This is a genomic window from Pseudomonas cremoris (assembly GCF_014230465.1).
This window is the reverse complement of the sequence record NZ_JAAXCY010000004.1, coordinates 169631-183118: the sequence shown is the minus strand read 5'-3', so window position 1 is coordinate 183118 and position 13488 is coordinate 169631. Positions and strand designations below refer to the sequence as shown.

Genomic DNA, 13488 nt, shown 5'->3' with positions numbered 1-13488 from the left:
GTTATTTTCCGATTCCAATGACAAACATATCCCGGTTATTGGCGACTACCGCGCCGATGTCTTGCCGATCCAAGATAACCGTGGTTTTGGTGAGGCTTCGATATTGGGCGGAGATACCGTCGTCAACACGGGCATATGACGAGTGCACCGCGCCTGAGATGGCATAGCACGCATCAGGCCAGGCAAGTGGCCAAGTCAGTGTGGTGAACTGGTCTGCCGCTAGGGAAGCGCGGCCGTATTGAAAAAGTAGACCTCCAAGCCAGGTAGGAAACAGAACGTAGCCACTGGCTGCGGTGAAGTTCAATGCGAAGCCGAAGCGCATTTTTAGGGGAGTTACAATCGTTGCATCGTCAAGCCCCGAATCTACCTGAACTTGTGTTGCGACTTTTGCGGTGCCCCGAGACGCTTCGCTTGCCTGCACCGCAAGCAGCCCCAGAGCAGCAATGTCAATGTTCCCCTGGTTGACTGGAGCATTCCAGGCTTTGATGCACCACATCACCGCGAGATTGCGCGGGCGTGTTTCTGCACCAATTCGGGGTTCACCATTTAAACCGTCAGTGGTTGGAGAACCAGTAGTACCGGGATTTATGATTCCGCTGCCTGTCGCTAGAGCTGATCCTCCTGGACCGAAAGCAGAGTAAGCCGTAGCACCTTTTGGCGGAGCGTGAAAATGCCCCTGCATCTGGTCGAGTTGGTAACCACCGATGCCACGGCCAACATCCACCCCTCGTCCATGATCCCATCCACGCAAAAACTCGCCACGAGTCTCGGGTAGTCGAAAGTTCCCAGCCCCTTCATCGCCCTTGTTAAAAACCCCACCAAGAAACGTAGCTAAATCTGGATAAGCTGTAGCGCTTTTAACGCTGCCATCAATCTCCAAAAATCCAGGTGGTATCTTGTTTACGGGAAAGGCTGTGATAGAACCCACCGGCAACGCCGAAGCCTTGGCAATCATCGCCTCAACCTCCGCCTTCGAATACGTCCCCTGCTTCAGATAATCCATCACCCAAGCCCGGGTCGCTTTCACCACCGTGTCATCAATCAACAACGTGACAATCGACGCGTTACTCGTCTCGAAAATCGAGCGGATATAAAACTCTTTCCCCGACCCCGACGTCGCCAATACCGGTTTATACGACTCCGGATACTTCACAACGGCATACAAGATCCCGGTATCCGTCCACAGCCCGGCCTCTCGCACATACCACCCACCAACATCCGATGGAATGGTGACTTCGGCCATCAGCCAATTGGCGTTCTTTTCATCTTGAAAAAGCGCATTCAGCGGTCCGCGCCACACTTCGCGTTTGAGCGCCTTGGCGTTGGCATCTGGGTTGTACACAGCGCCGTTGCCGTCACCGACGGAGATTTGCGCCAGTTTGATCGGTACGCCGGCGGCCTTGCAGGCGGTTTCGTAGGCGATCCCCGCGTTGGTGAGCAGGGTGTAATAGTCAGCCATTTAGTGCTCCTGTGGATAAAGGGTGGTGGTTTCGACGCTGTAGAGCCCGGCCGCCAGAAAGGCGCCGCCCGTGGCTTCGACGCCGGCCAGCACGTTGGGGTAGATCGTGGTGAGTTCGCCGCATAGCGTGGCGGCGCCGATGCTGTGGCGGCCGGAGGCGCTCAGGCCTACGGAGATCGACAGGATGTCGCGCTCGCTTTTGGCGTCGGCCAGGCGGCGGTCGAGTCGGGCATCGATGGTTTCGCTGTAGGGCAATTCGGTCCAGGCCCGTACAGCAAAGCTGTAGGGCGCACCGGGTGGCTTTTGCTCGTACCAGGCGCGCACTTCGGGGCTCAGTTGCAAACCCTTGGCGGCGTTTTCCAGGGCTTGGCGGGTGCCGGCCTGGCGGGCGGTGGGCCAGGCAAGTTTGACGGTCAGGCGTTTCTCGGACTCAGGGGCGGTGGTGCTCCATTCGCTGACGGCGCGATCTGCCGCCAGGTAGGGCAAGAACGCCGCCGGTGTGCGGTCCGGGTCCATCAATTCGGGAAACGGCGGCATGACCCGTTCCAGTAAATGGCCGAAGCCCAAGTCCAGGGCCTTCTCCAGCGGTGAGCTGTTGGTGGGCAACAGACTCGTCTTGGGTTCACTCATAGCGTGCGCACCTCCACCTCGACGCCCGTGCAGTACGGCGCCTGGAACGCCGAGCTGATGATCGGTTCCAGTGGTTCAAGGATTTGCAGTTGCGCGGCGCCGGCGCTGTGGATGGCGTAGTCGATCCAGCTGGGGTCGACCCGCCCTTCCAGGCGATGGCAGGAGTCTGCGTAGGTTTGCAAAAGTTGCTGCGCCGCCACTTGGGTCAGGCCGGAATCCGGGCCGGCGTTGATCTTGGCCACCACGCGGATTTTATAGCGCTGGATCTGTGCGCCCTGGACAGTGACTAGGTCAGTCTCCGGTCGCACATCGGGCCGTGCGAAATGTCGGCGCACACCGTCAAGCAAATCGGCGGAGGCGCTGCCATCGCCGTCCCTGGAAAGCACGGTAACCATCACCTCGCCGGGGGCAGTGCGTCGACCATTACCGTCCTTGACCTGGGCCGCGTAGCCGTCCGGATCAAAGGTGTAGCTGACGGTGACTACGCCCGGCGTAGCGCTTTGCACCTTGACCGACGGGCGCTCGCCCAGGGTGAACACTTCGCGGCGATACTGCATTCGCGACCCCGCCGCCGGGGCGTGGGGTGCCAGGTAATAACGTAGGCGAGCGTCGTCGTCGCTTTCCAGAACCGGCGGCACAGGTGGGAATGCAGCGGGATCGCCGGGGTCGAGCACCTGCCGCTCCAGGCCCATATCCGCCAGGCGCGCATCCAGGTTGCTGCCGCTCGCCCACCACGCCAGCATCTGCTTGATGCGGGCGTTGTACTTGCGTTCGTGGGTTTGCAGGCGTACGCAAAACGCCTCAAGGGCCAGGGTCAGCAGCTCGCTTTCATTGTCGAGACTCACCTTGAGTTTTGCCGCGCTTTGCGGTGCTCGCGTGGCGACGTAATCCACGACAAACGACTTGAACTCTGCCAGCAACGGCTCGAACTCCTCGACCGCGATAATCGCCGGTTCCGCCAGTTGGTTCTGGCCAGGGATCAGCATGCTCATGTGACGACCTCGAACGATTGTTGGCGGTTTTTCCAGGTGCCGGCAAAACGCAGCAACACGCCTGCACCCTGACGGGTGGCGACGATGACTTGGGGTTGGAAGTCGGTGATGCCGTTTTGCGTGTTGTAAAACGCTTGGGCGGCGTGGCTTTGGGCGAGGATCAACACGTCGTCGCCCAGGTTCTGGCCGAGCAGTTGCGGGACCAGCGAGCCGTACAACGGGCGTTTTTGACGAGTCCCCACGGGGGTGGTCAGCGCTCGGGTGGCACGCTGTACGAATTGCAGCCAGTCATCGACCGCTGCCCCGGTGTTCCTATCGATTCCGATCATGGCAAATCCTTATGCGCTGCTGATCACGCGGCCTTGGTGATCCACCAACGGGCCGCTCAAATGCACGCCGGCGGTATCCAATAGCAAACCTGTTGCGCCGAGTTGCAGGGTGATGCTGTCCTGGGTCATTACCAACGTCGCAGCACCGACGCTGGCGTTGATCTGTTCACGAGAAGCGGTGACGCTGGTAGGCCCATTGCTCCAATTGAACAGGTGACTGGCGTCGTCATAGTCGCTCTGAGTGCCGTCCTTGTATCGGCGTCGGGTCAACGAAGGCTCGCTGGAGACTGGTGGAAACAGGCTACTGTTGAGCCCGAACAAGGCCACAGACTGGGCGCCCCCTTCCCCGCCGCCGTAGTTGAGCAGCAGGCATTGTTCGCCGACGGACGGAATGCGGGTTTCACTTTGCGTACCGGCGCTGGGATTAAAAAACCGAATGGCCGGGCTGAGTAAATCGCCATGACTGACCTTGCAGGTATTGCTGGCAGGGTCGACCTCCTGGCACACGCCAATCCGGCAGAAATTTTCTGCGCGCCGATACAGGTCTTCAAGCTGGGCCTCCATTTCGGCCAGGCGTTCGACAATCGGCCCCAATTGCATGCGTAGCAATGCATCGAACATGGACTACTCCTGCAGAGGGCGATATTGGTCGGGATCGTTGATGTCGGCGACTTCCCAGGTGCGGGCAAACAGCGGTTTGCCTGTGGGATCTTCGAGTAGCGACGGGCCGAGGTAGAGGTTTTGGATGAAGGAAACGGTCCAGGTGTCGTAGTCCGTTTCTGCACTGGTCAGCGCGGATGGCGCAGCGACAATGCTGGTAGGCAGGTCGCATTGATCCGGCGGCAGGCCCCAGCGGTTGTCCAGGGCCAGGTCCATCAGTTGGCTGGCCAGGTCGCAGGCGTCAAACGCGGCCGACCCGCCGGCGACCGTGGCCTTGAGTGAAACCGACAAAGCATGCGCCTTGCGCCCTTCAAGGGAGCGCACGCCGGGGCCGTTGCGCTCCACGCTGATCAGTACGCCGGCTTTATCGTCGGCGCCGTTGAAGTCCTGATGATTGCCTACACGCAATTGTGGGAAAGCGCTCTTCAGCGCCTCCCCAATCGCCACGGGCAATTGGGAGGGTTTTTCGATAGGTGTCATGTTGTTGCGTCCTTGCAGCGGTTACTGCTGATCCGGGCGGTTGACGCCGATGCGCTTTGCCGCCCAACGTTCATAAAGGCCGATGGCGACGTCCGCGCCGGCCATGGCCGTAAGGCAACCAATGGCGCCTGCGGTCCAGATCGACATGCCCGCGGCGTAGCACAGCATCAATGCCGAGACCCCGCAGACCATGCACGCCCCGGACCGCAAGGCCAGTCGCCGTATCAGCGACCAGCCGCGGGCGCCCTCCTTGTCGGCGCGCCACATTTCGCCACTGACCCCGCCGATCAAGGCCAGTACGATCACCAGCCAGATAGGCATTTCCGCTAACGCTTGCTGCTCGTTTGTCATGTCACGCCTCCTGGCTGAGCAATACCGGCAAGGTGCCGGGGCTTGGGTACTTCCGTGTGTGGGTAGGCATTCCAAAAAGCCCGGTTGTCCGGGCTTTTCAGTAATGATTTCCTCGATCTTTCGGCGCTACTGGCGCGGTACGGACCTTTCCTCGATGTTTTTCCGACCACGATCCCTGTCTGCCGGATAACTGCTTCTGGTGTTTTACGCTGCACACCCGGGTCAGTTGCCAACCCTCTGAACCGTTGAGGCCGGTTCATCGCTGCCTGTTTTGCACTGCTGTGAAACTAAAGAGCGTTGGCATCCTTGCCGGTGTTGCCTGGCGTCCTTGCCATCGCTCTGATGGCGTCCTTGCCGGTGTTACGTGCCGTCCTTGTCTTCCTTGGCAGCATCCTTGCCGCCTCCACCAGGCCTTGTTGGCTGGCTTGAGATGAAGAATATGCATGTATGCATATACAGTCAATGCACAAATGCATTTATTTTCAGCCAGTAAATGCACTGATGCATTCACAGCCTTGCTGGCAGGGGGATTGGCGGTTTTTGACAGGCGAAAAAAAGCCCGCACATCGGCGGGCTTTGTCTTACGTCATGAGGTTAACGGGCGTACATGCCCCACCAGAATACATGGCCGAGGATGCTGATCTGCTCATCCTGGATTTCCTGGAAGCTGTAGTCTTCGTCCGGGTGCTCGTCGCGATTGAAACTGCGCAGGCGAATCCCGGAAGGCAAGCGATAGAGCTGTTTCACCCGCAACTGGCCGTTGTGATTGATTGCGTACAAGTCGCCATCGACGATATCGCCAATGCCGCTCTTGCCGGCATTCACCCCAACCGTCGCGCCATCACGCAGTACCGGCAACATACTATTGCCACGTACGGTCACACACTTGGCTTGGTCAAACTGCACACCGTTATGCCGCAGGCTGCGCTTGCCGAATCGCAGGCTGGCCTTCTCGCTTTCCTCGATGACGAATCTTCCTGATCCAGCAGCCAATTCAACCTCGCGCAGAAAGGGGATCGACACCTCGTCGTCATTCACGGGGGTGTCGTCATCCCACAGGCTTATGTCCTTGAGTTCCGAATGCATCGGGTCGCGAGCATCCTCTCGCGAAACACTCAGTGCCACGCGCCCGCGCAGTTGGTCGGTGCTGACGCGAAAGTATTCGGCGATGCGCGAAATATGCTTGTCCGACGGGTCAACGATCTTGCCGCTGAGAATCCTGGACAGTGTGGATTGAGGCACGCCGGTACGCCGGTGAAGCTCCGTGGGGGAGATCCGGTCGCGGTCCAGCAGCTCTCTTAAGACGATAGAAACGTTGCGTTTTTGCATAACGCGGATAGTGACGGGGGTTTTGAGGGTTGGCAAATGCTAATTTGCATATTTTATGCAATATCGGAAAGGTTTAGCCGGCCAAACTGCAGAGCGGGATGCAATTAACTCTGCGACGGAAGCTTTCGGCCGATTTTGCGGCTTTCTACATCCGGTGATGCTCCAACAAAAAGTCCACGAATAACCGCACCCGCGCCGGCATTGTCGAGCCACCTACAAACAGCGCGTGTATCGGTTCCTCATCGCCCGGGTTCCAAGCTTCCAGCAGCGGGATGAGGTCCCCTCGCTGCAGGTCCTCGTTCACGCTGAACCTGCCGATACGCGCAATGCCGGCGCCGACTCGCGCGAGCTGCGCCAGCGCTTCACCGCTGCTGCATTCGATGTTGCCGCTGACCTTGAGGGAAAATTCCCGTCCCTCGCGGATGAACGGCCAATTGGGCTCGGCACGCCGGAAGTTGAAGCGTAGGCAGTTGTGCCGCAAGAGGTCTTCAGGTTCCTGGAGACTGCCGTGGCGCTTGAGGTATTCGGGAGATGCCACCACGACCTGGCCGGTGGCGCCGATCCTGCGCGCGGTCAACGGGCTGTCGGGCAGATGGCCAAAACGTATCGCCACGTCGGCTTGGCCACCGAGAATGTCGACCACTTCATCGCCAAGGGTGAGGTCAACGACGATGTTGGGGTAGCGGGCACTAAACGCAGCCACTAGGGGAACAATGGCCAGCCGCCCATGGCCAAGGGCGGCGCTGACGCGCAATCGACCCCTTGGTACGCCTTGGTCGGCGATGGCGTCTTCGACCTCGGCCATGTCGGCCAGGATACGCCGTGCGCCACGCAGAAAAGCCTCGCCTTCGGCAGTGAAGCTGATCGTTCGGGTGGTGCGCAGCAGCAGCCGGGTGCCAAGACGTTGTTCGGTTCGCGCGATGATCCGACTGACCGCCGAAGGCGTGAGTCCCAATGCTCGCGCCGCAGCTGACAGGCTGCCTTCCTGCGCCACAGTGACGAAAACAAGCATGTCACCGGATCGGCCGTTGAAGTCCATTTGTGCCTCTTACGCATAGGTGATTGCCAAAAATGCTATCTACCGCGTTAAAACGCTGGATCGTAGCATTAGCGGCATAGATAAGGAGCCTTTCATGCGTATCAACCCACCACTTATCGCACTCGCCATGGGTGCCTTTGGCATCGGTGTTACCGAGTTCGCCCCCATGGGCATGTTGCCCGGCATCGCTGCGGACCTCGGCGTTTCCATTCCTGCTGCTGGCCTATTGGTCAGTGCTTACGCCATGGGCGTACTGCTAGGTGCGCCGCTGATGAGCCTGACCACCGGCAAGATACCCCGGCGGTATCTGCTGGTCGGACTCATGGCGATTTTCACCCTCGGTAACTTGATGTCAGCCCTGGCTACCGATTACTACAGCCTCATGATCGCCAGGGTGGTGACCTCACTCAACCACGGTGCATTCTTTGGCGTTGGCTCCATCGTCGCCGCCAGCGTGGTCGCCCCTGATAAACGTGCCGGGGCGGTTGCCGCAATGTTCATGGGGTTGACCTTGGCAACCATCGGCGGTGTGCCGTTGGCCGCCTGGTTTGGCGAAATGTTCGGTTGGCGCACCGCATTCTGGGGAATTACCGGCCTCGGCGTGGTGGCCATGACCGCATTGTGGTTCGCCCTGCCAGACCTGAAAGCGCCGCCGAGCGCTGGAATAATGGCCGAAATCCGAGTACTCGGCCGTGGCCCGGTGCTGGGCGCGCTGGCCCTCACTGTAGTCGGCTCGGGTGCAATGTTTACCGTCTTCACCTACATCGCGCCCATCCTCAGCAGCGAGACCCACGCGTCCACCGCCTACATCACTGCCATGTTGGTGCTGTTTGGTGTGGGACTGACGCTGGGCAACATGTGGGGTGGCAAGGCCGCCGACCGCTCGATAGATCGCACCCTGATCGTTTCGCTGAGCGTGCTGATTCTCGTCTTGCTGGCGTTTACCGTACTGATGCGTTGGCCGCTGCCGGCCGCCGTCGCCATCCTGATTTGGGGTATCGCCAGTTTCGCCTTGGTGCCACCGCTGCAAATGCGCGTCATGGAAGCCGCCAAGGACGCACCTAATTTGGCTTCGGCGATGAACATCGGCGCGTTCAACTTCGGCAACGCGATCGGTGCAGCGCTGGGCGGCGCGGTGATCAATGCCGGGCTGGGTTATCCGGCGATTTCCTTGGCCGGAGCGGCAATGGCGGGTCTGGGACTGTTGATGGTGCTGGCTTTCGTGTGGCGTTCCAAGACTGTTGTAGCTGCGGTGGTGTGACCACGATAGGAGCAGGGCTGCCAGTCCACTTGATGGCAGTTGCTCTTGCTTGAGTGATGGGGATAAGGGGCACGAACGCTTTTGCGTTTTACCTACCCGTTTGCGACCTGCGAAGGGCCGACTTCGCGTGTTAACCTTGCCGCCATCGCAAAATCGCAGGGCCGAATGCCCCACCTTTGCCCCACTCCTTCCAACAAATTTGCTAACTATCTGATGAGTAAAAACACTTCCGATCTGTCCTCCCACACCCCGATGATGCAGCAGTACTGGCGCCTGAAAAACCAGCACCCTGATCAGTTGATGTTCTATCGCATGGGCGACTTCTACGAGATCTTCTACGAAGATGCGAAGAAAGCCGCCAAGTTGCTGGACATCACCCTGACCGCGCGCGGGCAGTCGGCGGGGCAGTCGATTCCGATGTGTGGCATTCCTTACCACTCGCTGGAAGGTTACCTGGTCAAGCTGGTGAAGCTGGGCGAGTCGGTGGTGATCTGTGAGCAGATCGGCGACCCGGCCACCAGCAAGGGGCCGGTGGAACGTCAGGTGGTGCGCATTATTACGCCGGGGACGGTGAGTGATGAGGCGCTGCTGGATGAGCGTCGCGACAACCTGATCGCGGCGGTGCTGGGGGATGAACGCCTGTTTGGGCTGTCGGTGCTGGATATCACCAGCGGCAATTTCAGTGTGTTGGAGATCAAGGGCTGGGAGAACCTGCTGGCGGAGCTTGAGCGCATCAATCCGGTGGAGTTGTTGATCCCAGATGACTGGCCCAAGGATCTACCGGCGGAAAAACGCCGTGGGACCAAGCGTCGTGCGCCGTGGGATTTTGAGAGAGATTCGGCGCTGAAAAGCCTGTGCCAGCAATTCTCTGTGCAGGACCTTAAAGGCTTCGGTTGTGAAACCCTGACCCTGGCCATCGGCGCCGCCGGTTGCCTGCTCAGCTACGCCAAGGAAACCCAGCGCACCGCCCTGCCGCACTTGCGCAGCCTGCGTCATGAACGCCTGGACGACACCGTGGTGCTCGACGGTGCCAGCCGTCGCAACCTGGAACTGGACACCAACCTGGCCGGCGGGCGCGACAACACCCTGCAATCGGTGGTCGACCGTTGCCAAACCGCCATGGGCAGCCGCTTGCTGACTCGCTGGTTGAACCGTCCACTGCGGGATTTGAGCGTGTTGCAAGCGCGTCAGACCTCTATTACCTGCCTGTTGGACGGTTATCGCTTCGAGAAACTGCAGCCGCAGTTGAAGGAAATCGGCGATATCGAACGCATCTTGGCGCGGATCGGCCTGCGCAATGCGCGGCCTCGTGACCTGGCGCGCCTGCGCGATGCCCTCGGCGCGCTGCCGCAGTTGCAAGCCGCGATGACCGAGTTGGATACACCGCACCTGCAACAACTCGCCGTGATCGCCAGCACCTACCCGGAACTGGCAGCGCTGCTGGAAAAAGCCATCATCGACAACCCGCCGGCGATCATCCGTGACGGCGGCGTGTTGAAGACCGGTTACGACAGCGAACTGGACGAACTGCAAGCCCTGAGCGAAAACGCCGGCCAGTTCCTGATCGACCTGGAAGCTCGCGAAAAAGCCCGCACGGGCCTGGCCAACCTGAAAGTCGGCTACAACCGCGTGCACGGCTACTTTATCGAGTTGCCAAGCAAGCAGGCCGAGTCCGCCCCTATCGACTATCAACGTCGCCAGACCCTCAAGGGTGCCGAGCGCTTTATCACGCCGGAGCTCAAAGCGTTCGAAGACAAAGCATTGTCGGCCAAAAGCCGCGCGCTAGCTCGGGAAAAGATGCTCTACGAGGCCTTGCTTGAGGACCTGATCAGCCAACTGGCGCCGCTGCAGGACACTGCCGCCGCCTTGGCCGAGCTGGATGTTCTGAGCAACCTCGCCGAGCGAGCGCTGAACCTGGACCTGAACTGCCCGCGTTTTGTGAGCGAGCCGTGCATGCGCATCGTGCAAGGGCGCCACCCGGTGGTGGAGCAGGTATTGACCACACCGTTCGTCGCCAATGACCTGTCGCTGGATGACGATACACGCATGTTGGTCATCACTGGCCCGAACATGGGTGGTAAATCCACCTATATGCGTCAGACCGCCTTGATTGTGTTGCTGGCGCATATCGGCAGCTTTGTGCCAGCGGCCAGTTGCGAGTTGTCCCTGGTGGACCGTATTTTCACCCGGATCGGTTCCAGCGATGACCTCGCCGGTGGCCGTTCGACCTTTATGGTGGAAATGAGCGAAACCGCCAACATCCTGCACAACGCCACCGAACGCAGCCTTGTCCTGATGGACGAAGTGGGTCGCGGCACCAGCACCTTCGACGGCCTGTCCCTGGCATGGGCGGCGGCCGAGCGTTTGGCGCACTTGCGTGCCTACACGCTGTTCGCCACTCACTACTTCGAACTGACCGTACTGCCGGAAAGCGAGCCACTCGTGGCCAACGTGCATCTGAATGCCACAGAGCACAACGAGCGCATCGTATTCCTGCACCACGTGTTGCCAGGCCCCGCCAGCCAGAGCTACGGCTTGGCTGTGGCGCAATTGGCGGGCGTGCCGAGCGAGGTGATTACCCGCGCCCGCGAACACCTCAGCCGCCTGGAAACCACGGCATTGCCGCATGAAACCGTGGTCGCAAGTCCCGCCAAAGCCTCAAGCAAACCCGCCGCACCGCACCAGAGCGATATGTTTGCCAGCCTGCCCCATCCGGTGCTGGAAGAGTTGGCTAAGCTTGACTTGGACGACTTGACGCCGCGCAAAGCGCTAGAAATGTTATATGCACTGAAGGTTCGGATATAACGCTGACGCTTGCAAGCTGGTAGACTCTCGCGCGGTTTGGGATGCTGCAGGCTCTTAGCCTGGCCTGCAGACTATCGCTCCTGAACCTCGCGAGCCCTGCCACAAAGGGTTTCGCTGCCGCCGCCTGAGGAGAAAATTAGAAATGACCTTCGTCGTCACCGACAACTGCATCAAGTGCAAGTACACCGACTGCGTGGAAGTATGTCCGGTGGACTGCTTCTACGAAGGCCCGAACTTCTTGGTAATCCACCCGGATGAGTGCATCGACTGCGCCCTGTGTGAGCCAGAATGCCCGGCCGTCGCCATTTTCTCCGAGGACGAAGTCCCGGCAGAGATGCAGGAATTTATTCAGTTGAACGTCGAGCTGGCGGAAATCTGGCCGAACATCACTGAGAAGAAAGACTCTCTGCCGGATGCAGCAGAGTGGGATGGCGTCAATGGCAAGATCAAAGACCTGGAGCGCTAACAGCGCCGCCGCCAAACAAAAGAAGGCCCTTCGGGGCCTTTTTTACGTTCAGGGAACGCGTATTCACTTTCCTGCGGGCAAAAAAAGGGGCGGTTTGACCCGCCCACATTTTTTCCCTAGTCCCTGTATTCCTTTTCATCATCCTGATGAATCGCATCCTGCGACGTTCCTTCAAACCATCGTTCCTTGATGGCTGTGTCAATCCGTGGACACAGGGCTGATCTTAGAGAGTTCCAAAAGAAGTTCAACGGGATGCAACTTTAGGACTGACACCCTAAGGGATCAGACCAACGATAAATATTTGTTATGTTTCAAGTAGATAGAAAACACTCTCATTCTTTCAAGCCGCTCTTGTAAGCCGAAAAAACCATTCACTTACGAAAAAGTAAGCGAATGCTTACACCAGCAATTGCGTAAAAGCGTAACAAGCACCTTTTCTCACTCAGTCGTCGCTGACAGTAATCGTCGGCATGGCTGGCGCCGAGGCTTCCTGCAGGACAATACGCGCCCCCACATGACGGGCCAGTTCCTGGTAGATCATAGCGATCTGGCTGTCCGGCTCGGCGACCACGGTAGGTTTGCCGCCGTCAGCCTGCTCGCGGATCAGCATCGACAGCGGCAGCGAGGCCAGCAGTTCAACACCGTATTGGGTCGCGAGCTTCTCACCGCCGCCTTCTCCGAACAGATGCTCGGCGTGGCCGCAGTTGGAGCAGATGTGCACCGCCATGTTTTCCACGACGCCCAGTACCGGAATATTGACCTTGCGGAACATCTCGACGCCTTTCTTGGCGTCGAGCAGCGCCAGGTCCTGGGGCGTTGTGACGATCACCGAACCGGCCACCGGGACTTTCTGCGCCAAGGTCAATTGGATATCGCCGGTGCCGGGTGGCATGTCGATCACCAGGTAGTCCAGGTCGCCCCAGGCCGTCTGAGTGACCAGTTGCAACAAGGCACCGGAGACCATCGGCCCGCGCCAGACCATCGGTGTGTTGTCGTCGGTCAGGAAAGCCATGGACATGACTTCCACGCCCAGGGACTCGATCGGCACAAACCATTTCTGGTCCTTGACCTTCGGTCGGGTGCCTTCGGCGATACCGAACATCACGCCCTGGCTCGGGCCGTAGATATCGGCGTCGAGAATACCGACGCGCGCGCCTTCACGCGCCAACGCCAAGGCCAGGTTGGCCGCAGTGGTGGATTTACCCACGCCGCCTTTGCCGGACGCCACGGCGACCACGTTCTTGACGTTGGCCAGGCCAGGGATCTGCGCCTGGGCCTTGTGCGGGGCAATCACGCATTGAATGTCGACCTTGGCTGAGCGCACGCCGTCCAGACCTTCAATGGCCATTTGCAGCATTTGCGCCCAACCGCTCTTGAACAGGCCAGCGGCATAGCCCAGCTCCAGCTGGACCAAAACCTGGTCGCCCTGAACCTCGATGGTACGTACACAGCCGGCACTGACCGGGTCCTGGTTCAAATAGGGGTCGGTGTACTGGCGAAGAACGGCTTCCACCGCTGCGCGATTGACGGCGCTCATGGGCTACTCCCGAAAAAAGACTGACTGAAACAGGCGGCTATCCTAACCGTTCCGGCCGCCCAGCGGCATGCTTTGAAGAAGCGGAAACATCGCGACGGGGTGAAATATATTTCCCGGCGCTTTATAGTGGCCGACCTCCGTTTCATCAAG

General features: G+C 59.5%; 13 protein-coding genes. 3 read left to right on the top strand and 10 right to left on the bottom strand.

Going from position 1 to position 13488, the window contains the following annotated elements; translation table 11 throughout:
- Nucleotide 1 precedes the first annotated feature (1 nt).
- From HF257_RS10740 to HF257_RS10700, 9 genes are all read right to left on the bottom strand, one after another.
- Nucleotides 2–1459 (bottom strand): phage tail-collar fiber domain-containing protein, encoded by a 1458-nt coding sequence (locus HF257_RS10740; RefSeq protein ID WP_185707552.1) that lies wholly within the window; start codon nucleotides 1457–1459, stop codon nucleotides 2–4.
- Nucleotides 1460–2089 (bottom strand): phage tail protein I, encoded by a 630-nt coding sequence (locus HF257_RS10735; RefSeq protein ID WP_185707554.1) that lies wholly within the window; start codon nucleotides 2087–2089, stop codon nucleotides 1460–1462. It lies immediately after the preceding gene.
- A complete protein-coding gene (locus HF257_RS10730) occupies nucleotides 2086–3081 on the bottom strand; it encodes a baseplate J/gp47 family protein (RefSeq protein WP_185707556.1) in 996 nt (331 codons plus the stop codon). The genes HF257_RS10735 and HF257_RS10730 overlap by 4 nt, the downstream gene beginning before the upstream one ends.
- On the bottom strand, nucleotides 3078–3410 hold the full coding sequence (locus HF257_RS10725) for a phage baseplate protein (RefSeq protein ID WP_185707558.1): 333 nt from the start codon (nucleotides 3408–3410) through the stop codon (nucleotides 3078–3080). The genes HF257_RS10730 and HF257_RS10725 overlap by 4 nt, the downstream gene beginning before the upstream one ends.
- A 9-nt stretch (nucleotides 3411–3419) precedes the next feature.
- Nucleotides 3420–4031, bottom strand: a complete 612-nt coding sequence (locus HF257_RS10720; RefSeq protein ID WP_185707560.1) for a phage baseplate assembly protein V — start codon at nucleotides 4029–4031, stop codon at nucleotides 3420–3422.
- A 3-nt stretch (nucleotides 4032–4034) separates the two neighbouring features.
- Nucleotides 4035–4550, bottom strand: a complete 516-nt coding sequence (locus tag HF257_RS10715; protein WP_185707562.1) for a hypothetical protein — start codon at nucleotides 4548–4550, stop codon at nucleotides 4035–4037.
- Nucleotides 4551–4571: 21 nt separating this feature from the next.
- Nucleotides 4572–4901, bottom strand: a complete 330-nt coding sequence (locus HF257_RS10710; RefSeq protein ID WP_135287710.1) for a phage holin family protein — start codon at nucleotides 4899–4901, stop codon at nucleotides 4572–4574.
- A gap of 594 nt (nucleotides 4902–5495) precedes the next feature.
- Nucleotides 5496–6230, bottom strand: a complete 735-nt coding sequence (locus HF257_RS10705; protein WP_185707564.1) for a LexA family transcriptional regulator — start codon at nucleotides 6228–6230, stop codon at nucleotides 5496–5498.
- A gap of 145 nt (nucleotides 6231–6375) precedes the next feature.
- The gene (locus tag HF257_RS10700; RefSeq protein ID WP_185707566.1) at nucleotides 6376–7269 is read right to left on the bottom strand and encodes a LysR substrate-binding domain-containing protein; all 894 of its coding nucleotides are present in this window, start codon (nucleotides 7267–7269) and stop codon (nucleotides 6376–6378) included.
- 94 nt (nucleotides 7270–7363) lie between these two features.
- Between HF257_RS10700 and HF257_RS10695 the strand changes: the two genes are divergently transcribed.
- The 3 genes from HF257_RS10695 to fdxA all read left to right on the top strand — a co-directional run bounded on the left by HF257_RS10695 (nucleotide 7364) and on the right by fdxA (nucleotide 11801).
- Nucleotides 7364–8530 (top strand): MFS transporter, encoded by a 1167-nt coding sequence (locus tag HF257_RS10695; protein ID WP_185707568.1) that lies wholly within the window; start codon nucleotides 7364–7366, stop codon nucleotides 8528–8530.
- A 213-nt stretch (nucleotides 8531–8743) separates the two neighbouring features.
- Nucleotides 8744–11335 (top strand): DNA mismatch repair protein MutS, encoded by a 2592-nt coding sequence (gene mutS, locus HF257_RS10690; RefSeq protein WP_185707570.1) that lies wholly within the window; start codon nucleotides 8744–8746, stop codon nucleotides 11333–11335.
- Nucleotides 11336–11477: 142 nt separating this feature from the next.
- Nucleotides 11478–11801: a ferredoxin FdxA gene (gene fdxA / locus HF257_RS10685; protein ID WP_185707572.1), complete on the top strand. Its 324-nt coding sequence runs from the start codon at nucleotides 11478–11480 to the stop codon at nucleotides 11799–11801.
- Nucleotides 11802–12243: 442 nt separating this feature from the next.
- Here fdxA and apbC read toward each other — a convergent pair whose 3' ends face one another.
- Nucleotides 12244–13338, bottom strand: a complete 1095-nt coding sequence (apbC, locus tag HF257_RS10680; protein ID WP_185707574.1) for an iron-sulfur cluster carrier protein ApbC — start codon at nucleotides 13336–13338, stop codon at nucleotides 12244–12246.
- Nucleotides 13339–13488: the final 150 nt, after the last annotated feature.

Bases quoted from the DNA above. Each gene is read 5' to 3' on its own strand.
- HF257_RS10740 (WP_185707552.1), bottom strand. From the start codon at position 1,459: ATGGCTGACTATTACACCCTGCTCACCAACGCGGGGATCGCCTACGAA.
- HF257_RS10735 (WP_185707554.1), bottom strand. From the start codon at position 2,089: ATGAGTGAACCCAAGACGAGTCTGTTGCCCACCAACAGCTCACCGCTG.
- HF257_RS10730 (WP_185707556.1), bottom strand. From the start codon at position 3,081: ATGAGCATGCTGATCCCTGGCCAGAACCAACTGGCGGAACCGGCGATT.
- HF257_RS10725 (WP_185707558.1), bottom strand. From the start codon at position 3,410: ATGATCGGAATCGATAGGAACACCGGGGCAGCGGTCGATGACTGGCTG.
- HF257_RS10720 (WP_185707560.1), bottom strand. From the start codon at position 4,031: ATGTTCGATGCATTGCTACGCATGCAATTGGGGCCGATTGTCGAACGC.
- HF257_RS10715 (WP_185707562.1), bottom strand. From the start codon at position 4,550: ATGACACCTATCGAAAAACCCTCCCAATTGCCCGTGGCGATTGGGGAG.
- HF257_RS10710 (WP_135287710.1), bottom strand. From the start codon at position 4,901: ATGACAAACGAGCAGCAAGCGTTAGCGGAAATGCCTATCTGGCTGGTG.
- HF257_RS10705 (WP_185707564.1), bottom strand. From the start codon at position 6,230: ATGCAAAAACGCAACGTTTCTATCGTCTTAAGAGAGCTGCTGGACCGC.
- HF257_RS10700 (WP_185707566.1), bottom strand. From the start codon at position 7,269: ATGGACTTCAACGGCCGATCCGGTGACATGCTTGTTTTCGTCACTGTG.
- HF257_RS10695 (WP_185707568.1), top strand. From the start codon at position 7,364: ATGCGTATCAACCCACCACTTATCGCACTCGCCATGGGTGCCTTTGGC.
- mutS (WP_185707570.1), top strand. From the start codon at position 8,744: ATGAGTAAAAACACTTCCGATCTGTCCTCCCACACCCCGATGATGCAG.
- fdxA (WP_185707572.1), top strand. From the start codon at position 11,478: ATGACCTTCGTCGTCACCGACAACTGCATCAAGTGCAAGTACACCGAC.
- apbC (WP_185707574.1), bottom strand. From the start codon at position 13,338: ATGAGCGCCGTCAATCGCGCAGCGGTGGAAGCCGTTCTTCGCCAGTAC.